This window comes from Meridianimarinicoccus roseus, from assembly GCF_003172915.1.
Taxonomy (GTDB): Bacteria; Pseudomonadota; Alphaproteobacteria; order Rhodobacterales; family Rhodobacteraceae; genus Meridianimarinicoccus; species Meridianimarinicoccus roseus.
In genome coordinates, this window is the sequence record NZ_QGKU01000033.1 from 24219 (window position 1) to 45278 (window position 21060).

Here is a 21060-nt window from a genome sequence, read left to right on the forward strand (position 1 = left end):
AGAGACCTCAGATGATGATGAGTTCGGCGCGCAGCGCACCCGAGCGGTGCAGCGCCTCGAGGATTGCGACAAGATCCGAGGGCGTCGCGCCCACCGCATTGATCGCATCGACGAGCGAGGACAGCGAGACGCCAGGATCGAAGACGAAGGCGCGTGCCGGGTCCTGTTCCGCATTGATCTGGGTGTCGGGTGTCACTACCGGCTCGCCGGGGGCGACGACGGTCTGCCCATCGCCCGCGACGACTGTCGCGCCCTGGTCGACGTTGAAATCCTCGTTCACCTGCACTGTCAGCGACCCGTGCGTGATCGCGGTCGGCGTCACGCGCACGTTGCCTCCGATCACGATGGTGCCGCTGCGCGAATTGACGATGACCTGCGCGGGCCCTTCGGCGGGGTCCACCTCGATGTTTTCCAGTAGGCTCATGAAGGCAACACGCTGCGCCGGGTCGGCGGGAGCGCGCACGCGCACGCTGGTCCCATCGATGGCGACGGCCACGTCGGCGCCGAACACGTTGTTGATCCCGTCCGACACCGCCGCGGCGGTGGAGAAATCGTTGCGGTGCAGGTTCAGCAACAGGTATTCCGCCTGCAGGAACGGCGTGTCGATGTTGCGTTCGACGGACCCGCCGCCCGGCACCCGGCCCACCGTGGGCACATTGACCGTCAGGGACGATCCGTCGTTGCCCTGCACGCCCAGCCCGCCAACCACGAGGTTGCCCTGCGCGATGGCGTAGGTTTCGCCATCCGCACCCAGGAGCGGCGTCATCAGCAGCGTGCCGCCGCGCAGCGACTTGGCCTTGCCGACGGTGGACACCGTCACGTCAATCGTCTGGCCCGGCTTCACGAACGGGGACATTTCCGCCGTCACCATCACGGCGGCGGCGTTCTTTGCGTCAACGTCATTGACCGCGATCTGCAGACCCAGCCGCGAGATAAGCGATTGCATGGATTGCCGCGTCAGTGTCGAGTTGCCGTCGCCCGACCCGTCGAGACCGACCACCAGCCCGTAACCGACCAGCGGGTTGGACCGAACCCCGGCGACCGACGCGATGTCCTTCAGACGGTCCGCGTTGCCGGGCGACGAGGCAACGGCCGCCCCGGTCGTGACGAGCAGGAAAAAGATCAGCGGGCGCAGCATGGCGGCCTCCTCAGAACGGCGAAAGGGTGTTGGCGGCGCGGCGCAGCCAGCCCTGCTTGCCGGCATCGGCGATCTGGCCCGCGCCGATATACTTGATGTCCGCATGGGCGATCCGTTCGGACTGCACCACATTGTCGGCGGAAATGTCCGCCTGGCGGACCACGCCGCTGAGGCGGATGTATTCGTCGCCGTTGTTCAACGTCAGCTTCTTCTGACCGAGGATCTCGAGGTTCCCGCCCGGCAGTTGCCGCACCACGGCGACCGACATGCGCCCGGACAGCGAGTTCGACTGCGATGCCGATCCCTGGCCGTCGAAAGCCTGGTCGGTGCCGCCGCTGATGTCGGAGTTGTTGATGCCGGTGCGCAGACCGGTGGGAATGTTCAGGTTGAAATCGTCGGTCTTGGAACTGCTGGCCGCTTGGGATTTCTTTGCGGCAAAGCGTTCGTCCAGATCGACCGTGAGAATGTCGCCGACCTGCGCCGCGCGCCGGTCCGTTGCAAACAGCCCCATGCTTCCGCCACCATAGATGGCGCCCGTGGGCAGGCTCCCGCGGGTCTGAAGCTCTTCGGCGGGATAGACCGGCGCATAGGCGTCCGAAGCGCGTTCTTCGACGTAGGTGCTGCACGCGGCAAGGCCAAGCGGCAGGATGATCCAGGCACGCAATCTCATCGCGGCTCTCCTCAGAGTTTGTTGGACAGGAAGCGCATCATCTCGTCCGATGCGGAAATGGATTTGGAGTTCACTTCGTAGGCGCGCTGTGCCTCGATCATGTCGACCAGCTCCTGCACGACATTGACGTTGGACCCTTCCAGCGCGCCTTGCACCAGCTTGCCGGTGCCGTCCTCCAGCGGGTTGGCGATCACCGGGGCGCCGCTTGCGGGTGTTTCCACCGCCAGCGTCTCGCCCACCGGCTGAAGGCCGCGCGGGTTGCCGAAGCGCGCGATGGTGATCTGACCGACCTCCTGCGGCTCGGCATTGCCCGCCTCGGTCACGCTGACGATCCCGTCCGCCGAAATGGTGATGCTCGAGACGTTTTCGGGGATGTTGATCTCGGGCTGCACGACATAGCCGCTGGAGTTGGTCAGCGTGCCTTCGTTGTTGCGCGAGAAGGTGCCGTTGCGGGTGTAGCCAATGCGCCCATCGGGCATCAGCACCTGAAAGAAGCCCTGCCCGTCGATGGCCAGATCGAGCGCGTTCTCGGTATTGGCAAGCGTGCCTTGCGTATAAAGCTTCTCGGTGTTGACCATCCGCACGCCTGTGCCGATGGCCGAGGGCGAGGTCAGCGCCGTCGCTTCCGAGGTCTGCGCGCCGCCGGGGCGGTAGACCTGATAAAGCAGGCTTTCGAAATTGGCCCGGTCCCGTTTGAACCCGGTGGTGTTCACGTTTGCAAGGTTGTTGGAGATCACCTGCATCCGGGACTGCTGGGCGTTCAGCCCTGTCTTGGCAACGTGCATCGCGCCTGACGACATGTTCCGCTCTCCTCATCCTGTGCGCCCGGATCGCGGGCGACTGTCATGGTGCTGAGGAAGAGGTTGCAAGCAGCGTGCCACCCGCTACGGCAGGGGGCGCGGGAATTTTAGCAAAAAATCATTCGGGCGCCCGCATCAGGCGCGCCCCGGCTTCGTCCATTTCCTTCGCGGTGGACATCATCCGCACGCCAAGCTCGAATTCGCGCTGGATCTCAATGGAGGAGATCAGTTCCTCGACAGGGTTGACGTTGCTACCTTCAAGCGTGCCCTGAAGCACCTCGGCCTGCTGGTTGGGCGGCGGCAGCGCGCCGTCCGGCACGCGGATGCGCCCGTCAAGGCTCTTGCGCAGGGTCACGTCCTTGCCCGGCACCACGGTGGCAAGCGTGCCGATCAGCTGCGTTTCGCCCGGAACGCCGTTCATCGGTTCGATGCGCACCTCGCCCAGCCCGTTGATCAGCATGGACCGGAACGGCGGGACCTGCTGCGGCGCGAGATTGACGTCAAGCATCGCATCGCCAGCGCCGTTGCGCAGGATGCCGTCTGCACCGACCCGCAGGTCGCCCCGGCGGGTCAGCGATGGCTCTCCATCCTGCGGCTGGGCGTAGAAATAGCCCTCGTCCGCGATCGCGACGTCAAGCGCCTCTCCGGTTGGATTCAGGAAGCCCGCCTCGTCCGAGAAGCCGGCCGGACCGTCCTCCACCCGGAAGGCGCGGGTGCTGCCGATCCCGTCAGTCTGCAGGAAGCGCGTGCCGCCCTCGTTCGGAAGATCGCGCCGGAAGCCCGGCACGGTCTGGTTGGCAAGGTTGTTGGCCTGCGTGATCTTCGTGTCACGCCGGACTGCCAGCGCGTTGAGCGCCGTATAGATCATGCGGTCCATGGCGGATCAGCCTCAGGTCCGCATGTTCATGATGGTCTGCGACAGGCTGGACGAGGTTTCGAGCGCCTTGGCAGACGCCTGGTAGTTGCGCTGCGCGGTGATCAGATGCACCAATTCCGCCGTCAGGTCCACGTTCGAGCTTTCGAGAGCGCCCGACCGGATCGATCCGAAGCCCGATGCCCCGCCCTGACCGATGTCCGGCTGACCGGATTCCGACGTTTCCACGAAGGTCGCGTTGCCGATCTGCTTCAGCCCGTTCGGGTTGGCGAAGTTTGCCAGCCCGACCTGACCGATAGCGATGGCTTCCTGCGTGCCGTAGGTCGCCCACACGACACCGTCGTTGGCGATCTCGAGGTTGCTGAGGCTTCGCTTGGTTTCCCCATCCTGTTCGAAATTGCGCACGCTGAACGCGTCGTTCGACATCTGCGAGCCGGTGAAATCCATCGTCAGCGGTCCGGACAGGCTGGTGAACGTCATCGGCCCGAAGCCGCCGGTCATCGTGCCGAAGGCATCGAAGGTCAGTTCGGGCGGGGTTGCGGGCGGGGTCATCGCCGACCCCTGATAGGACAGCTGCACCTCGAACGTGCTGTCGGTGCTGGTGGCCGACGGCTCTGCCGTCTTCACGAAATAGGCGATGGCGTCCACCGGCTGCCCGTCGGCATCAAGGATCGACATGGGCGTGCTGTAGGCATAGCTGGTCGGATCGCCCGGGTTGAAGCCGACCGCCGAGGGCACCGTGGCCTGCCGACCCTGCCCGGATGCAGGAAAGTTCAGGTCAAGCTCCACCGTGGAGGTGGCCCGCGCCGCGCCGGTCTGCGAAGCGATCTGGATCGGGCGCATTGCCGCGGGGTCGCGCGACAGGGGCGTCCCGTTCTGTGCGACCGGGAAGCCGAGCAGGAAGTCGCCGCTGGAATCGATCACCCGCCCCGACGGATCGAGGTTGAACGCCCCGGCCCGCGAATAGGCACGCCCCCCGGTTTCGCCGCCCTGCAGCGCGAAGAAGCCCGGACCTTCCAACGCGAGGTCGAACGCGTTGCCGGTCGTGGTGACCGCGCCTTGTTCGAAGATCCGCTGGGTGGCCAGAAGCTTGGTCCCCGATCCGATCTGCGTGCGCGGGTTCGCCATTGGCGAGGTCGAGAACAGGTCACCGAATTCGACCCGACTGCGCTGGAAACCGGTGGTGCCGACGTTGGCGATGTTATGCGAGGTGTTGGAAATGTCGGCCTGAGCGGCCTTCAAACCGGTAAGTGCAATCTGCGTGGACATGATAGGTTCTCCCGTTAACCGGCCGCGCTCAGCGCAGGCCCTTTACCTGATTTCCCAGGACCGTGCCGTGATCCTTGACGTCGAGCTGGTAGTCGTCGGCCCCCGGCGCCATCGTCACCGACATGACCTGCGCGAAGACCGACGGCCCCAGCACCTCGGTGCCGGCATCGCCAGTGGCGCTGACCGAGATCAGCACCGGGCTGCCTGCCTCGCGGATACGGGACGGCACGTCGTCCCACGAGAAGCCGACCATACCCGCCTCCTGCGCGCCCAGCGTCTGGGTGTGCAGCAGCGTGCCGTCGCGGGCATCCGAATAGCTGACCGTCAACACGCTGGCGGATGTCGACAGTTCCACCGCACCGCTAACCCGGCCGTTCGCGTCTGGCCGCGCCGTGTTGCCCGGCACAAGCACCTCCTGGCCCAGCAGGTTGGACGCGGTGGCGATGCGGAATTCGCCGATCTGGTCGCCGATCTGGTCCAGCGTTGAATTGACCTCGCCGATCCCCGACACTGTCGAGAATTGCGCCATCGTGCCCAGGAATTCCCCGCTTTCCATCGGTTTGAACGGGTCCTGGTTCTTCAGCTGTGTTGTCATCAAGGTCAGAAAATCCTGCTGTCCAAGGTCGCTCGTGGCATTCTTCGGGGCGGGTGCGCCGTTTGCGGCGGCGGATTGCACCGGCGTTCCCGTCTGCGTGTTCGTGATCGTGTTCATGGCTGCGCTCCGTCCGGTGTCATGGTCACTGGCCCATCGTGACGGTGCGGGCCATCAACGTGCGGAGGGTGGACACGACTTCAAGGTTGTTCTGGTACTGGCGGCCGGCTTCCAGCATCTCGACCATTTCCTCGTCGGTGCTGACGGCGGCCTTGTAGACATACCCCTCCGCATCCGCGTTCGGATGGTCAGGCTGAAGGATCTTTGTCGGCTCGCGGTCCAGCGTCGTGATGCTCGACACCTTGACAGACGCCAGCCCGTCCTTGCGCGCGGCTTCACTGTAAACCGTTTCGAACACCGGTCGCATGGGCCGGTACGCCGTCTCGGCCGAGGCCGCCATGCTGTCGGCGTTGGCGATGTTGCTGGCGACCGTGTTCAGCCGCTGCATCTGGGCCGACATGGCGCGTCCCGCGATGTCGAAAACAGTTCCGATACCTGACATCATTCACCTCTTATCGCGCGTGTAAGCCCCGAGATCTTGCGGTTCAGCAGCTCGAGGCTGGTCTGGTAACGCACCGTGTTCTCGGAGAATTCCATCTGTTCCACAGGCATCTCGACCGTGTTTCCATCAAGCGACGGGTTGACCGGCACGCGATATCCCATCTGGCCAGCCGGCGCGTCGCCATGCACGATATGCGCGGCATTGGTCACGGCCAGCGGCCCGCCCCCGGCGGCGCGCTGCAATTCCGCAGCGAAGTCGAAATCGCGCGCCTTGAAATGCGGCGTCGCGGCGTTGGCGATGTTGGACGCCAGCACCTCGTTGCGCCGTTCGCGCAGGATCAGGGCATCGGCGTGGATGCCAAGATGTTCGCGGATGCCTGTCATGGGCGCTTCTCCTTTCCGGTCTGGGCGAAATCTGTGCCCGTGGCGGTGATATGGACCGGGTTTTGCAAGCGGGATGCCAAGTGACGGAAAACCGGCGAAAGGATCGCATCATGGCGGAGACGGCCCCCGACAAGACGGCCCCGAAGACGAAGACGCACCCTTTGCGCAAGCTGCGACGCGCGCTGCGCAAGTGGGAACCGGACGAGGCCGGCGCTGCGCTGCGCGAAGCCTTCCACGACCCGGCCGCCAGTCCCGGCTATCGGCGCGCGGCGATGAGCGCGCGTGTGGCCCTGCTGCGCGACGCACTGGACGACCTGCACAAGGTCAAACCCGCCGAACCTCCAGCCCCCGCACCCGAAGCGCTGCCCCTGGCCCCGCCCGAGCCCGAACCTGAGCCCCTGCCTGAGCCGCCCGCCGCCCCGGCAGAGCCTGTCCGCCACAGCAAGATGGGTACGCTCGATCTGTCGAACGCGGCGATGCTGCTGATGATGACCGGCGACGAGGACGAGGAAGAGAACGACGTGCAAGGCAACGGTGTGGACCCTGCGGAAGCCACGCGCGCCGCACTCGACGGCGGCAACGGCGACAGTGCCGACGACCCGATGGCATTGTTCGCGGCTTTCGGGGACGACGATCCCGCCGACGCCGACGAACCCGATGGCCCCTCCGGACCGCCACAAAAATCCGCCGGACCCGACCTCGCCGCCGCCGCTGCAATGCTGATGTCCGCCGATGGTGCGTCCGAAGACGGGCCGGAAAAGCCGCAAGATGACGGGCCGAAGGGCACTGGTGCCAAGTCTTCAGGCGACGACGACGATTGGCCCTGGGACGAATGACGGCCCGCGCCCGGCGCAAGTGCGCCGGGCCGCTACACCTGCGATGGCAGCCAAAGGACGATGGACGGGAAGGCCACCAGCAGTGCGATCGTGATCCCGTCCGCGACGAAGAACGGCGTCACACCCCGGAACACGTCCTGCACGCTCAGATCGTCGCGCACCCCTGCCACGACGAAGCAGTTCAGCCCGATGGGCGGCGTGATCAGGCAGAATTCAGCCATCTTCACCACAAGGATGCCAAACCAGATCGCGCACATCGGGCCGGACATGCCGAAGGTCGCGTCCTCGGCCGAAACGAACGCGCCTCCGTTCAGCGCCATCACCGCCGGATAGACCACAGGCAGCGTCAACAGCAGCATTCCGATGGCATCCATGAACATGCCCAGAACGGCATAGGCCAGAAGGATACACACGAGGATCAGAATCGGTGACATGGTCAGCGACGTGATCCAGTCCGCGAAGGCGCCCGGCAGGTCGGCGAAGCCAAGAAAGCGCACGTATATCAGAACACCCCAGATGATGGTGAAGATCATCGCGGTCAGTTTCGCTGTTTCCAGAAGTGCATCGCGCAGTTGGCGCCAGCGCATCCCGCGCCACAGCGCCATCAGGAATACGACGAAGGCGCCGATGGCGCCGCCTTCGGTGGGGGTGCCCCAGGCGTCGCCGCCGAACGGGTTGTAGACGAAGAAGATGATCGTCACGACCACGAACACGATCGGCAACGCGGGTGGCAGGGACGCGAAGCGCTGGCGCCATGTGAAGCCGCCGACCGGCGGGCCGAAACCCCGGATCGTCAGCGCCATTCCCACGATGAGGATGGCATAGATCACCGCAGAGAACATGCCGGGAATGAAGCCCGCCAGCAGCAGCTTGCCCACGTCCTGTTCCACGATGATGGCATAGATCACGAGGATCGCCGATGGCGGGATCAGCGAGGCGAGCGTGCCGCCTGCCGCCACCACTCCCGCCGCGAAGCGCTTGTCATATCCGATGGCGAGCATTTCCGGGATCGCGATGCGCGCGAAGACGGCCGATGTGGCGACTGACGCGCCCGAGACGGCTGCAAAGCCCGCTGTGGCGAAGACCGTGGATACGGCAAGGCCGCCCGGCACCCAGGCAATCCAGCGTTTGGCAGCCTCGAACAGGGCACGGGTCAGGCCCGCGTAATAGGCAAGGTATCCGATCAGGATGAAGGTGGGTATCAGGCTCAGCGCCTGGCTCGAAACCTTGGAATGGGGCACTTGCCCCGCTGTCTTGACAGCGACGGTCAGCGCCCATCCCAGTTCCTCGGGCGCGTAGCCCTTGCGAGACCAGAAGATCCAGACCAGCCCGACCAGACCCGCCAGTGCCGCCGCGAAGGCGACCCGCATCCCCAGGATGACACAGACCAGAAGCCCGCCCGTGACCGCAAGGCCGATGTCGATACTGTCCATCTCAGCGGCCTTTCCCGGGCGTATCGGCGCAACCGTCCAGTTGCGCGGCCTCCAGCGCGGCGACAGTTGCGGCATCCAGCACCAGCGGAACCGCGACCGGCGTGTCGGTGCCGCTGGCCAGCGCCCGCCCATAGGCCCAAAGCTGCAGCGCAAGTCGCAGCGCCAGCACCGACAGCGCCACCGGCACAAGCAACTTGGCGGGCCAGATCGGCAGGCCGATATCCATGCTGCTGTCGCGGCTCCAAAGCGGGGCGGCAAAATCGAAGCTGCGGTCGAAATGCGCCCAGCTGCCCCAGATCAGCAGCACCACAAGCGCCAAAACCAGAAGCGTCGTGACCAGTTCGGCAAGATAAAGCGCCCGTCCCTTCAGCGCGCCGACGACAAGATCCATCCTGATATGCCCGCCGTTGCGCTGCGCGAAGGAGATGCCCATGAACGCGATCAGCGGCATGGCCTGTTCGATCCAGTCGACATAGCCGGGCAGCGGCCGACCCATGAAATTGCGCCCGCCGACCGACGCGACCGCCAGCAGCATCAAACCGAACACTGCAAGGCCACTTAGCAGCGCCAGCCCAGTCTCCAGCCGGAGCAGCGCCCGGTCAATCCGGCTGACGAGGCTGTCATCGGTCAGAACCTGCGATCCGCCCGCCATCCGAACCCGTCCTTTCTGGAAAAACGGGGCGGCGACGGTCGCCGCCCCGGCAAGGCGTCAGGAGCCCTCGGCGACCATGCCGGTGACCATGTCGTAAAGCTCCTGCGCGGGCAGGCCGCGGGCGCTGTTCTCGGCGATCCAGTCCTGCGCGGCGGGTTCTGCCGCGGCGGCCTTGAACGCGGCGATCTCTTCGGGCGCGAAGGTCACGCGCTCGATCCCGCGTTCGTCCAGCGCCGGACCCCAAGCCGCCATCGTTTCGTTGTTGTAATACTCGATATAGTAATCGAGCGCTTCGTCGACCGACCCCAGAAGGGCGTCGCGATGGGCGTCGGACAGACTGTCGAGCGCGTCGGTGTTCACCACCACCGGGCAGTTGACCGTGCCGGGGTTCAGGTTGGTCGTCCACCAGTTCGCGTTCTCGATCGTGCCGAAGGACATGTGCGCGTGCGGCGCGAAACTGGCCGACTTGATCACGCCGCTGTCCATCGCCTGGCGCACCTCGGTGGCCGACATGGAAGTCGGCACCGCGCCCACGGTTTCCATGGCGGCGCCGATCCCGCCGGTCGCACGAACACTCAGCCCTTCGAAGTCGGCCAGCGACGAGGGCGTGTCGCCCACACCTACGAGGTTGTACTGCGGCAGCGGCGACGGCATCAGAAGTGTCGCGTTCCAGCGCGCGAGATCCGCTGCGACCGCCGGGTGCGCATAGACCGCCATGGAGATCTCGCGCTCCTGCTCCAGCGTGCTGACGCCAAGGAACGGCAGTTCGAGCACGGTAATCGACGGGTTCTTGTCGGGGTGATAACCGGCGCAGAACTGCGCCATCTCGAATGCGCCGATGGAAATCCCGTCCAGGTTCTCGCGGTTGCTCGACAGGCCACCATAGCTGATGTTCATTGTGAACTCACCGCCGGTCTTTTCCGACACAAGCTCGGCCAGCTTTTCCACGTGTTCGGTGAAGGCGCGGCGCTTGCCCCAAAGCGACACGTTCCATTCGGTCGCAAGCGTTTCGGTCGCAAAGCCCATCGCCAGCGCCGCGACTGCGGCACCGCCCAGATACGTCTTCATGTGTCTTCCTCCCCGGATGACTGATTTTTGTGGGTCCGATAATGCCGGCTCAGCCCATGAAATCCATGAAAAAATGCCGCGCAAAGGCACCGAAGCGGCTGACGCAGCGTCGCCTTGAGGGGACACATGCAACCTGAGGGTCAGCGCGAAAGGTCGAAATCCGCCAGCACCGGATAGTGATCGGACGGCCACTGACCGTCATAGGAACGGCGCAGCACGACCGGCCCGGCGACCGGCCGCACCCCCGGCCCGGCGCCAAGGTGGTCGATCGCGCCAAACAGGTTCAGCCCCCGGTCGAAATGAAAGGTCGCGCCCGGCACGGGTGGAAAATCCAGTCCGGCCTCTTGCAGGATGGCCATCGTTCGGGCGCCGTGCAGCGCATTCAGATCCCCCGCCAGAACGACGGCGTCGCCCGCGGCGATGCGCGGCGCGATCCGGTCGCGAACAAGTTCGGCCGACAGGCGACGGTTGGACCTGCTGCTGTATTCGAAATGCACGTTGAACACGTGCAGCGGTGGCCCGCCATCCAGAGGCTGCAGCACGGCCCAAGAACAGAACGCAGGGTAGGATCCGTTGAAGGTGCGCGAATAGATCACGTCGGGGGTATCCGAGAAGAAGAACCAGCCCTCATCGACAAGGCGCAGACGGTCGCGGCGATAGAAGATCGGCTGGGTCGACGGGAAAACCCGCCAGTCGCCGCTCGCAGCAACCGCATAGGCCGGGTTGCGCGCAAGCAGCCAATCGCGTGCGAGATTCACGGACCCGTCGCTGCCACGCGAGAAGCTTTCCATTTCCTGAAACGCGACGATGTCGGCGCCGAGTTCCTTGAAGGCGCTGTCGAGTGCGCCCCTGCGTGCCTCCCAATCTGCCACGGTCCAACGCCCCTCCCGGTCCGCGCCGAGGACGATGTAGTGCACGTTGTGGGTGGCGATGCGCAGCGTACCGGGCATCTGTGGGGGCACCGGGACAGTGCCGGAATGGGTGACATGCAGTGCGCAAGCGACAAGCGATAGAAGAAGAAGTGTTCCAGCTGTCAGCCGAATGATCAGTTTCATTGCATTTTCCCGTCGCCCACCCTCTGGCCCCGTAGGCTGAATTACTCCCAACCGACCGGCGGGCCTCCACGCGAATCGTGCTATGTTGTTCGTGCGCGGTACATCCTGCTTTTGCGCGCTGCCGGGTGGAGTTTTCGACGCATGGACCCATCCTTTTGATTTCGGGACCGTTCGTTGGTACGGAAGCGCACAACCTGAAGTTAGGGATTTGCCACCCCGACCCGTCGGCCGCGCAATTAGGGTGTGGTCAAGTCCATACTCTGTATGTAACCATCAAATAACGATTTGTTCGTGAAAATAAGGGGTGGGCCGCCCATGCGAATGGTCTGGAGACGATGTATCGAGTTGCGTGTAGAAGTTGAGCGTTGCAAGACACAGATACTCCTTTGAAGGTCGCTCCGAACAAAAGGCATGCACATCATGGCAGACGGCAAAAAAACTCGCATCATGATCGCGGACGACCACGAAATGGTTCTCGACATGCTGAGCCTGTTCCTGCAGCAGGTTGACGATTTCGAAGTCAAGACGACAAACACCCTTGACAAGGTGCTCGAAGAAATCGACCGCGGCGGGACGTTCGACGTGGTGCTGCTGGATTATGACATGCCCGGCATGAACGGGCTGAAAGGCCTTAGCCGGGCTCTCGAAAAGAACAGCCCCAATCCCGTCGCGCTGCTGACCGGCAACGCCAACCATGCGATGGTCCATGAGGTGATCGCACTTGGGGCGATGGGCATCCTGACCAAGAACATGTCGGCCCGCAGTCTTGAGAACGCGATCCGGCTGATTTCGTCCGGCGATCCTTATATTCCGCTGGCGCTGATGCAGGCCGAACCCGAGGACACCGACAAGAAGGCAAGTCCTCTGAGCGATCGGGAGATGACAGTGCTGAAGCGGCTGGGAGAGGGATGGCCGAACAAGGAGATCGCCGCGGCGCTCAACCTGTCGGAAGCCACGATCAAGATGCACGTGCAGTCGGTGTGCCGCAAGCTCGATGCGCGCAACCGCACGCAGGCGGTGATCAACGCCCGCGACCGCAACATCCTTTAGCCACCGGCCCGGTCCTTCGGGGTCGGGCGGTTCGGGCAAGGGGCCGTCTCAGGTCCGGCGCGGCGCAAGGCGCGTCAAAGTCGCCCCGCGCCAGGGCCCCTCGTCTCCGTCAAACCTTTTCCATCAGGTGGCCGCGCAGCCGTTCGATCGCAGCTTTCTTGATTTGCGACACGCGGCCAGTGGTCACGTCCATGATCGCCGCGACCTCGTACACGTTCAGTTCCTCGACATAATAGAGCTGCAGCACAAGCGCCTCGCGTTCCGGCAAAAGCCGCATCGCGTTGCGCAGAAGCTGGCGCATCTCGTTGCTGTGGGTCGCTTCTTCGGGCGACTGGGTCTGGTCCTGGAACAGCAGCGAATGGTCCGAATACACCTCGTCCAGCGAGCGGACCTGGTTGGCCTGGAACTGGGACTGCCAGTCCTTCAGCTCGCTCACCTCCATGTTCAGGTGTTCGGCGATTTCATGCGGTTCGGGTGTGCGCAGCAACCGACCCTCAAGGACCTGCTCGGCCTTCTTGATCTTTTTCTGCATCGCGATGGTGGACCGGCACAGGTTCGAGTTGCGCCGCAGGTAGTCGATGATCGCGCCGCGCACGCGGATGCCCGCATAGGCCGAGAAGTTGACCCCGTCCTGCACCGTGTAGCGGCGGCTGGCGTCGATCAGCCCGAGATAACCGGCCTGCAAGAGATCCTCGATCTCGATGAAGCGGCCCACGCGGCCGTGGAAGTGCCAGGCCAGCCTGCGCACGATGTTCAGGTTGTCTTCCACCAGGCGGTCCGGTGAGGGGCTCTGTTCCCTGTATCCCTTCGGAGCGATCATCGGTTCAGTCCTCTCGCCAGGCCGCGCTGCGCTGCCGGGGTTGCATCAATGCACGCCATCATGTTGCCGCCGGACCCGGCAGGGCGCCGGTCTCGCCCAGAGTGGCCACGATCTCGATCCTGCGGTTGTCGGGCAACTCGTTCACGGCCAGCACGATGCTGTCGTCTCCCTGCCCGCGCAGGAAGGCCGCGAAGGGCCGGCGCAGCTGCGCAGACACCACCACAATGGGCTGCCGTCCCTGTCCGGCTAGATCCTCGCTCAAGGCCGACAGGCGCTGCAGCATCGACTGCGCCAGACCCATGTCGATCATCAGGGGCCCTGCGCCGTTCTGCTGCCGCGAGCGCATCAGCAACTGTTCGAATTCCGGCGCCAGCGTGACCAGCGGCAGTGGCTGGTTCAACGGCGCGATCTGCTGGATCAACAGAGGCGCCAGTGCGGGTCGCAGCGCTTCGGCCATGTCCTGCGTGGACAGGTTTCGCCCCGCAAGATCGGCGAGCCCTTCCAGAACCCGGCGCAAGTCACTGACCGGGATCCGTTCGGACAGCAGCACGCGCAGAACCGCGGTCAATGTGTGCAGCGGGATCAGCTTGGGCACCACCGCCTGCACCAGTGTCGGGCTGAGACGTTCGAGATTGGTCAGCAGAACCTGCACGTCGTCCGGCCCGATCAGGTCTGCGGCATGCTTGTACAGAACCTGGCTGAGATGAGTCGCGATCACGCTGTCGGGTTCGACCACCACGTTGTCGTCCGCCTCGGCCTCGGCCTGCTGGTGCGGCTGAATCCACACGGCATCCAGCCCGAAGCTGGGGTCCTTCACCGCGATGCCCTTCAGCTTGCGGGTAGACAGGCCGCCCGGCAGCGCCAGCTTGCGATCGGGGTAGACGACGTCCTCGGCCACGATCGCGCGCCCGATCCGGATGCGGTACTGGTTCGACGGCATCGTCAGGTCGTCGCGCAGCCGCACGCCGGGCACGACGAAACCCATGTCGCGCGACACATCTCGGCGGATGCTGGTGATCCGGGTGATCAGACTGCCGCCCGCGCCGTCGTCGATCATCGAAATCAGCCCATAGCCGATCTGGATCGAGATCGGCGAGTAGTCGGTCACGTCCTCCGCGGTGATCGCCTCGGGTGCGGTGGTGGTCGACGCGGCCTCGCCCGGATCGGTGGGCACGCCATCGGCAAGCTCCGTGGCGCCGCCGCTGCGCGCGGACATCCAGGCCAGCGCGGCGGCTGCCGCCGCTGCGATCAGGAAAAGCCCGTTCGGCATACCCGGTACAAGCCCAAGGATCGCCATCACTGCGGCAACCGGGATCCAGGCCCGTGTGACATGCATCTGCGTGCCGATATGCCCGGCCATGTCGTGATCCGACGACACCCGCGTGACGATGATCGCGGTGGCAATGGACAGCAGCAGCGACGGGATCTGCGCGACAAGCCCGTCGCCGATCGACAGCAGCACATAAAGCTCAGCCGCCTCGCCGAGGGCGAGTCCGTGCTGGCTGGTGCCGATCACCATGCCGCCGACGATGTTTGCGATCAGGATCAGGATGCCCGCGACCGCGTCGCCCTTCACGAATTTCGACGCACCGTCCATCGCGCCGTAGAAATCTGCCTCCTCGGCAACGGCTTCGCGGCGGGCCTTGGCGGCCTCGGGTGTCAGTATCCCGGCATTTAGGTCGGCGTCGATGGCCATCTGTTTGCCCGGCATCGCGTCCAGCGTGAAGCGCGCCGACACCTCGGAAACCCGCCCCGCGCCCTTGGTGATCACCACAAGGTTGATGATCACGAGAATGGCGAACACGAAGATGCCGACGGCGAAATTGCCGGCAATGACGAACTCTCCGAAGGCCTCGATCACATGGCCGGCAGCGCCGCTTCCGGTGTGTCCTTCGCTCAGCACGATGCGGGTGGAGGCGACGTTCAGCGCCAGCCGCAGCACGGTGGCGATCAGCAGAACGCTTGGAAAGCTGGAAAAGTCGAGGGGGCGGTAGCTGTGCATCGCCACCATCAGCACGAGCAGCGACACCAGTATGTTCAGCACGAAGAAGGCGTCCAACAGGAAAACCGGGAGCGGCAATACCATCATCGCCACGATGGCCAGGATGCCCACCGGCATCAGCATGCCGCCCAAGCTTCTGGACATCGAACCGGGTGCGGTGATCGCGGTCATGAACGGGTCTCCTGTAGGTATCGCGGCGCAGCGTACGGCTGGGCGCTGGTCGCGTCTCGCCACAATGGTGCAAGCCTCGTGCCAGCCGCCTCCGACGCTGGACCCCGGCCCGGATGCGCCGTCTGGCACGGCCCTTGCAGGACCGGTCCGCAAAGCAAGCCCCGTTCCCGATGGAGTGCCCATGACAAGCCCCCGCCAATCCGCCGCCCGACTGGCCCTGCTGTGCCTGTGCGCCGCAACCGCGGGCTGCCTTCCCATGCACCGTTCCGCCACCAGTTCGCTGCCGCTCGGCGCCGACCCTCAGACCCGGCAACTGGCCGTGCTCAAGGACGACCTGGACAATGCCTCCGCGGTCCGTGCCGCTGCTCCGTCGGTGACGCGCAGCACCGGCACGGTCACGCAGTTGACCGGCCTCGGCTTTGCGCAGGTCTCGCGCCAGCCGGGTCACTCGCTGAACCAGCGCCGCATTCTCGCAATGCGTGCCGCCCGGATGGAGGCGATGCGCGATCTGGTGGAACAGATCCACGGGCTGAAGCTGAGTTCCAACACCACGGTCAAGGATGCCGTGCTGCGTGACGACGTTCTTCGCGGCAAGGTCGATGGCGAGATCCGCGGCGCACGCACCGTGCGGATCACGCCGAAAGGGTCGGACAGCTTCGAGGTGGTGCTGGCCATCGATCCCGACACGGTGCGCTACATCGTCAAAGCCGCACGGGGGTACTGACCATGATACGCCTGATCCTTCTCATCCTCGCCGTAGCCGCCGGACTGGCGGTGCAGACCGCGCGTGCAGGCAACGACCGCACGCTGTGGGTCGAAGCGACCGGCATCGCCGCGATCCGGTCCACCGCCGACAGCGACAGTGCACGGCGTCGGGCGCTGGCAGATGCGCTGCTGACCGCCGCGCTGGCAGGCGGCGCCGAGCTGAAGGGCTACACTGCGATGGACCGCGGTGTCATCACCGCAGACCTTTCGATCCTGCGCCCGCGCGGACGCATCCTGCGGCACCAGCTTCTCGATGCACACCGCGAGGGCGCCTACTGGAAGGTGCGGGTGCGCGCCCAGGTCGGCGAGGCGACGCCGCTAAACTGCGGTGGCAACCGCCAGCTTGTCGTGACCGCCTACGCGCCCGCGATCCAGGTCTCTCCCGCCGCGCCTGCCTGGTCTGCGGCCTTCGCCAGCACCCTTGCGGTGCGGCTCGTGGACCTGCTGGACCGCCACCCCGCCACGCATCTCGACCGGGTAACCGACCGCAGCCGCCCAACCGAGGAAATGCCGGTGAACGCGGCCTTCGACTACACCTCGCTCACGCGCGGGCCGATCGTGCAGCGCGGCGGCGACACGGCGTTCGAAACGGTGATCGAGATCCGCGCCAGCGGACAGACGGTCACGATGCACACCGAACTCCGCTTCACCGAAGGCACGGGCCGCGTGGTGCGGCGCGAGATCGGCACCGAAACCGTCGTGCCGCAGTTGCACAGCCTGAGCCAGCTGAACGGCCGCCCGCGCGCCCGGGCAGAAGCCGATCTTGCCGGTACGATCGAAAAGACCTTCACCGGAATGCTCGACGCGCTGGCCTGCCAGCCGCCCGAGGCACGCCTGTCAGTGGCGGGCGATCTGGTCACCGCGCCGATCGGAAGCCGCCACGGTCTGCGCCGGGGCGCCCTTGCGGTGATCGTGGACCCAAGCCAGAACTTCGGCTTTCTCGAAGTGCTGGCCATCGACCGCGAAAGCGTCGCACTGGAACCACTGGATCCGACGCGTCGGCCCTCGCAACTCAACGGGCTGCGGGTCGAATTCCTGGAGGCTGGCTTGTGAGACCGCCCCGCTTCCTCACGGCCGCGCTGCTGTGCGCGCTTGCGACCCCGGGCCAGACGGCACCGGGGTTTCCGGCCGGGCTGGGCGGCGACGACGTGATCGCGCTGGTCACGGCCGCGCTGGCCAAAGAGGGCCTTTCGGCGCGTCCGGAGATCGCCAGCGCGCGGCGTTATCCCGCCTGCGGGTCCGCGCCTGCGGTCTCCCCCCGCAATGGCGACTGGAGCACGGTGGAACTGTCCTGCGCCGGTCCAGCGCCGTGGTCGCGCGCGGTGCGTACCGGGCTGCCCGCCGCGCCCGTGATGGCGGAACCCGCCCCGCAGACCCCGCAGGGCCCGCTGGTCGCCACGCTGGTCGGTCCGCTGGCCGCCGGTGCCGTGATCGGCCCGGACGACATCGCGCTTGCTCCCGCCGCGGTGGGCACCGGAACCGGCGCATTCGGCCGCATTGATGCGCTGGTTGGGCGGCGGCTTGCCACCAACCTTGGCGCCGGACATGTCGTTCTGGCCCGGCACCTGGAACGCGACTGGGTCGTCACGCGCGGAAAACCTGTTGCGATCGCGTTCGAAGGCGGTATCGTATCGGTCACTGCGCCGGGAATCGCGCTTCAGGATGGGCAACAGGGTGACCTCATAGATATCGAGAACCGCGCCTCCGGGCGCGTGATCAAAGGCTATGTGGCTGGTCCGAACAAAATCTCCGTGCACGCTAAACTAAATTGAGCGAAGGTCGTTATCTGGGGGAAACAGGAGTACACAATGGTTGATCCTCTCTCCATATCCGGCCGGTCCCGGCTCATGAAGATCGAGACGGACACGCCGGCGGCGCAGGCACCCTCCAAGGCCGCGTCCGCACCCGCACCCGCCTCAGCTGCCGACCAGGTGACCCTGAGCAAGGCCGCGAACACCCGTCTGCCCGCAAGCCTCGCTTCGGGGCCGCCCTTCGACATGGACACGGTTCAGCGGATCAAGCAGGCGATCACGGACGGCAACTATCCGATCAACCACGACCGCATCGCCGACAATCTGTTCGAAAGCTATCGTGACCTGACCAGCTGACCGCAACCTTTGCGTGCCGGTCTGTCGGTGATCTGCCAGATCACGGCCCGACCCACATCACGGCCCGGTATGATCAACGACCCCCGCCTGCCAGCGCAGCGGGGGTTTCCTGTTGTCGCCTGAAGGCTTTCCCGGCGCAGGCATTGCGGCGAGGCGTGCATGTCATCACGCCACCGCGCCGCGCCCCGACGTGTTGGCGGTCGCGCCCAGGTACTCGTCCGACAGCGCTTCGAGTTGCAACCGCGTGAGCGGCTTGGCCAGCACCGCGGTCGCCCCTGCCGCGCGGAAACGCGCCGCGTCATCGCCCATGATCGCTGCCGTGATGCCGATCACCGGAACGGACTTGTCGTAGCGTCGGATCTCGGTCGTCAATTCGTCGCCACACATCTGCGGCATGAAAAGGTCGGTGATCACGAGGTCGGGCTTGTCCGACCGGAAAATCTGAAGCGCTTCGGTGCCTGTTTCGGCCAGCGACACGCGGGCGAACATCTTGCGCAGCGTGCCGCCCATCACTTCGCGGATCATCTGATGATCCTCAGCCAGCAGCACATGGGCCTGGACCTTGTCCCTGTGCGCGTCCGACGGGCGCGACCGCGGGCGGTCCGGGACGACCGCCGCACCTTGGGGCGCGTCCGCGCCGCGCGTCTGCGCGTTGCGGAATTCCGGCACCCGCAACTCGAACCGCGCCCCGCCGTTGCGGCCCGGCTTGTAGGTGACGGACCCGCCCAGAAGCTCGATCGAGCTTTTCACGATGTACAGGCCAAGACCCGACCCGTCCGCCTTGTCGGGCATGTCAGGCCCGCGCTGGAACGGCTCGAACAGCAGGTCGACATCCTGAGCCGGGATGCCGCGGCCGTCATCCTCCACGCTCCACAGGCCAACGCGCCCTTCGGACGTCTCATGAGCCTCGTAGCTGAGGCTGATCGTGGTGCAGTCCGAATGCAGGATCGCGTTGCGCAACAGGTTGGCGATGGCCTGGCGCAAGCGGTGCACATCGCCCTCGCTCGTGTCGAATGTGCCGTTGCCGACCAGGATCTCGATGCCGACGTTCTTGTTACCGGCCGCAAGGTCGTAATTCGCCTTGATCTCTTCCATCAATTCGATGGGTACGATCGGACGCAACGACACCGGGAGGTTCTTTTCCGGCTGCACGGTCTGGCGAATGTCGGCAAGGGTTTCCAGCAGTTCCGCCGTGACCTTTTTCATCTTGGGTCCGATGGCTGACCATTGCTCGCCCTCGTCCATCTTCTCGATAAACATAGAGATCAACGAGGCCGGCGTGCGCAGTTCATGCGAGACCATCGAAAACAGCTCGCTCTGGAATTGCTGCTTTTCCGACAGCTTGGCCAGCGCCGATTCCAGTTCCACACCCCGGTCGTGTTCCTCGGTCACGTCCACGACGAAGCCGTGCGCGAAGTGGTCGCCCTTTGCCGCCTTCTGGTACCAGAAATAGAATTTCACGACCCGATGGTTGCCGCCCTCCTCGGGGCTGATCTGGGCAGACACGATACGGTTCTGCCCGGTCTGATCGGAGAAGGCGCGGGTCAGGGCCGCCGCGTCCTCGGCATGAACAAGCCGCATGAACGCCGCGATGGGAAAGCGCGCGGGCATCCCCGTCATGCGCTGCGCGGCCGGGTCGATCCACGCCACACCGCCCCGCAGATCGACCGAGAAACGGCCCACATCGGCGAAATCGTAAAGCCGCTCCAGCCGTTCTTCGGTCACCGATTGGCGATGCGCCGCGCTGCGCACCGCGTACTTCACGACGATCACGAAAGCCACGCCGCACAGGACTGCGACGGTCAACACGTCCAGCGTGAAATGGCGGTGACCCTCCATCGGCTCGGGCGCCACCGAGAACCAGGTCAGCAGCGGGATGACGACGGATATGAACAGGATCAGGATCGCGCTTGTCCCGGCGGGCAGCGCCATCGAAAGGATAAGCAGCGCGACGGCCAACTCCAGTTCCGGAAACTCGGACAGCCCGAGCTTCCAGCCGATGACAATTGCCGCGATGCTCAACGCGCTGACGATCGAGAAGGTCAGATCCAGCCGCTTGATCGGGAAGCTGATCAGCAGCAGGAACATGCCCACGACCAGCCCGCCCCAGACCCCGCGCTGAACGGTTCGGGCGATCTGGTCCAGCGACAGGCCGATCTCGCTCCAGCCGGGCAGACGCAGCGCCCCCCCGATGCCCCACAGCGCGAGGTAGGCAAGTGGCGACAGGAGGGCGACAAGCGCGCCGGCGGTGATCACCTGCAGCACCCTTCGGTCGACCTCTGGGAACAGGCGCACCAGCCAGTCGCCGGAATTGCGCGCGATCATGCCGATGATCAGCGCCAGCGCGAAATTGACCTCGAAGGCGAGGGCATGGACCATCAGCTGCGCCTCTGCGCCCTCGATCGGGAGGGTACGCATCTGCGGTACGAGAAAGCTGCCCCCGTAGAGAGCGAGGAACAGCAACGCTGCCAGCCACAGCTTTCGCGGTGGCAACAGCACCAGTGCAACGACGAAGGCCTTGCTTGCGATATGCGGTGCGATCATGGCGGCATAGTGCTGCACCACCTGCCCGGAATGACTGATCGCCTCGCCCAGGATCCAAAGAACGCAAAGCAGCGCGAACAGTATGATGTTGCGCATCGCAGTACTGTCGTCGCGCGACTGCACCCTGATGCGTGGCATGGAGATGTCGTTCGTCACTGCCTTGCGACCGCCAAGGGTCTTACCGAGCCGGGCAAGTCGCGGAATGCTGCCCGCCGCGCGTTCCCGGTCGATGAGTGAGCCGCCTTGCATCAAGCCAAACCTTCCAGCC

21 protein-coding genes are annotated in these 21060 nt (G+C 65.2%); 6 read left to right on the plus strand and 15 right to left on the minus strand.

The window, feature by feature from the left end; all coding sequences use genetic code 11:
- Nucleotides 1–7 precede the first annotated feature (7 nt).
- The 8 genes from DKT77_RS10245 to flgB form a co-directional block, all read right to left on the minus strand.
- Nucleotides 8–1138, minus strand: a complete 1131-nt coding sequence (locus DKT77_RS10245) for a flagellar basal body P-ring protein FlgI (RefSeq protein WP_109811616.1) — start codon at nucleotides 1136–1138, stop codon at nucleotides 8–10.
- 10 nt (nucleotides 1139–1148) lie between these two features.
- On the minus strand, nucleotides 1149–1808 hold the full coding sequence (locus DKT77_RS10250) for a flagellar basal body L-ring protein FlgH (RefSeq protein WP_109811617.1): 660 nt from the start codon (nucleotides 1806–1808) through the stop codon (nucleotides 1149–1151).
- An 11-nt stretch (nucleotides 1809–1819) separates the two neighbouring features.
- Nucleotides 1820–2608 (minus strand): flagellar basal-body rod protein FlgG, encoded by a 789-nt coding sequence (gene flgG, locus DKT77_RS10255; protein WP_109811618.1) that lies wholly within the window; start codon nucleotides 2606–2608, stop codon nucleotides 1820–1822.
- A 118-nt stretch (nucleotides 2609–2726) separates the two neighbouring features.
- Complete coding sequence (locus tag DKT77_RS10260) at nucleotides 2727–3485, minus strand: flagellar basal body rod C-terminal domain-containing protein (RefSeq protein WP_109811619.1); 759 nt, start codon at nucleotides 3483–3485, stop codon at nucleotides 2727–2729.
- Nucleotides 3486–3497: 12 nt separating this feature from the next.
- Nucleotides 3498–4751 carry a flagellar hook protein FlgE gene (locus tag DKT77_RS10265; RefSeq protein WP_109811620.1) on the minus strand — a complete coding sequence of 418 codons (1254 nt, stop codon included), beginning with the start codon at nucleotides 4749–4751 and terminating at the stop codon, nucleotides 3498–3500.
- Nucleotides 4752–4779: 28 nt separating this feature from the next.
- Nucleotides 4780–5463, minus strand: a complete 684-nt coding sequence (locus DKT77_RS10270) for a flagellar hook assembly protein FlgD (protein WP_109811621.1) — start codon at nucleotides 5461–5463, stop codon at nucleotides 4780–4782.
- A gap of 25 nt (nucleotides 5464–5488) precedes the next feature.
- Nucleotides 5489–5905 (minus strand): flagellar basal body rod protein FlgC, encoded by a 417-nt coding sequence (gene flgC, locus DKT77_RS10275; protein WP_109811766.1) that lies wholly within the window; start codon nucleotides 5903–5905, stop codon nucleotides 5489–5491.
- Nucleotides 5905–6288, minus strand: a complete 384-nt coding sequence (flgB, locus tag DKT77_RS10280) for a flagellar basal body rod protein FlgB (RefSeq protein WP_109811622.1) — start codon at nucleotides 6286–6288, stop codon at nucleotides 5905–5907. The genes flgC and flgB overlap by 1 nt, the downstream gene beginning before the upstream one ends.
- A 110-nt stretch (nucleotides 6289–6398) precedes the next feature.
- Here flgB and DKT77_RS10285 point away from each other — a divergent pair, with 110 nt between their 5' ends.
- The gene (locus DKT77_RS10285) at nucleotides 6399–7124 is read left to right on the plus strand and encodes a hypothetical protein (RefSeq protein ID WP_109811623.1); all 726 of its coding nucleotides are present in this window, start codon (nucleotides 6399–6401) and stop codon (nucleotides 7122–7124) included.
- A 32-nt stretch (nucleotides 7125–7156) separates the two neighbouring features.
- Here DKT77_RS10285 and DKT77_RS10290 read toward each other — a convergent pair whose 3' ends face one another.
- The 4 genes from DKT77_RS10290 to DKT77_RS10305 form a co-directional block, all read right to left on the minus strand.
- Nucleotides 7157–8557, minus strand: coding sequence for a TRAP transporter large permease (locus DKT77_RS10290; protein ID WP_109811624.1), 1401 nt, complete (start codon nucleotides 8555–8557; stop codon nucleotides 7157–7159).
- A 1-nt stretch (nucleotide 8558) separates the two neighbouring features.
- Nucleotides 8559–9209 carry a TRAP transporter small permease subunit gene (locus DKT77_RS10295; protein WP_109811625.1) on the minus strand — a complete coding sequence of 217 codons (651 nt, stop codon included), beginning with the start codon at nucleotides 9207–9209 and terminating at the stop codon, nucleotides 8559–8561.
- Between the two features lie 57 nt (nucleotides 9210–9266).
- Complete coding sequence (locus tag DKT77_RS10300; protein WP_109811626.1) at nucleotides 9267–10277, minus strand: C4-dicarboxylate TRAP transporter substrate-binding protein; 1011 nt, start codon at nucleotides 10275–10277, stop codon at nucleotides 9267–9269.
- A gap of 140 nt (nucleotides 10278–10417) precedes the next feature.
- Nucleotides 10418–11332: an endonuclease/exonuclease/phosphatase family protein gene (locus tag DKT77_RS10305; protein ID WP_109811627.1), complete on the minus strand. Its 915-nt coding sequence runs from the start codon at nucleotides 11330–11332 to the stop codon at nucleotides 10418–10420.
- 420 nt (nucleotides 11333–11752) lie between these two features.
- Here DKT77_RS10305 and DKT77_RS10310 point away from each other — a divergent pair, with 420 nt between their 5' ends.
- Nucleotides 11753–12382: a response regulator transcription factor gene (locus DKT77_RS10310; protein ID WP_109811767.1), complete on the plus strand. Its 630-nt coding sequence runs from the start codon at nucleotides 11753–11755 to the stop codon at nucleotides 12380–12382.
- Between the two features lie 109 nt (nucleotides 12383–12491).
- On the opposite strand, the gene DKT77_RS10315 is transcribed toward DKT77_RS10310, so the two are convergent.
- Nucleotides 12492–13202, minus strand: coding sequence for a sigma-70 family RNA polymerase sigma factor (locus DKT77_RS10315; RefSeq protein WP_109811628.1), 711 nt, complete (start codon nucleotides 13200–13202; stop codon nucleotides 12492–12494).
- Between the two features lie 58 nt (nucleotides 13203–13260).
- Nucleotides 13261–15375 (minus strand): flagellar biosynthesis protein FlhA, encoded by a 2115-nt coding sequence (gene flhA / locus DKT77_RS10320; RefSeq protein ID WP_109811629.1) that lies wholly within the window; start codon nucleotides 15373–15375, stop codon nucleotides 13261–13263.
- A gap of 181 nt (nucleotides 15376–15556) precedes the next feature.
- On the opposite strand from flhA, the gene DKT77_RS10325 reads away from it, so the two are divergent.
- Genes DKT77_RS10325 through flgM form a run of 4 tightly spaced genes read left to right on the plus strand, consistent with a single transcriptional unit; the run spans nucleotide 15557 to nucleotide 18248 of the window.
- The gene (locus tag DKT77_RS10325; RefSeq protein WP_238547794.1) at nucleotides 15557–16099 is read left to right on the plus strand and encodes an LPP20 family lipoprotein; all 543 of its coding nucleotides are present in this window, start codon (nucleotides 15557–15559) and stop codon (nucleotides 16097–16099) included.
- 2 nt (nucleotides 16100–16101) lie between these two features.
- Nucleotides 16102–17193, plus strand: coding sequence for a flagellar assembly protein T N-terminal domain-containing protein (locus tag DKT77_RS10330; protein ID WP_109811630.1), 1092 nt, complete (start codon nucleotides 16102–16104; stop codon nucleotides 17191–17193).
- The gene (gene flgA / locus DKT77_RS20965) at nucleotides 17190–17912 is read left to right on the plus strand and encodes a flagellar basal body P-ring formation chaperone FlgA (protein WP_238547795.1); all 723 of its coding nucleotides are present in this window, start codon (nucleotides 17190–17192) and stop codon (nucleotides 17910–17912) included. The genes DKT77_RS10330 and flgA overlap by 4 nt, the downstream gene beginning before the upstream one ends.
- Before the next feature lie 36 nt (nucleotides 17913–17948).
- Nucleotides 17949–18248, plus strand: a complete 300-nt coding sequence (gene flgM, locus DKT77_RS10340; RefSeq protein ID WP_109811631.1) for a flagellar biosynthesis anti-sigma factor FlgM — start codon at nucleotides 17949–17951, stop codon at nucleotides 18246–18248.
- Nucleotides 18249–18413: 165 nt separating this feature from the next.
- Here flgM and DKT77_RS10345 read toward each other — a convergent pair whose 3' ends face one another.
- Nucleotides 18414–21041: a hybrid sensor histidine kinase/response regulator gene (locus DKT77_RS10345; protein WP_238547796.1), complete on the minus strand. Its 2628-nt coding sequence runs from the start codon at nucleotides 21039–21041 to the stop codon at nucleotides 18414–18416.
- Nucleotides 21042–21060 lie beyond the last annotated feature (19 nt).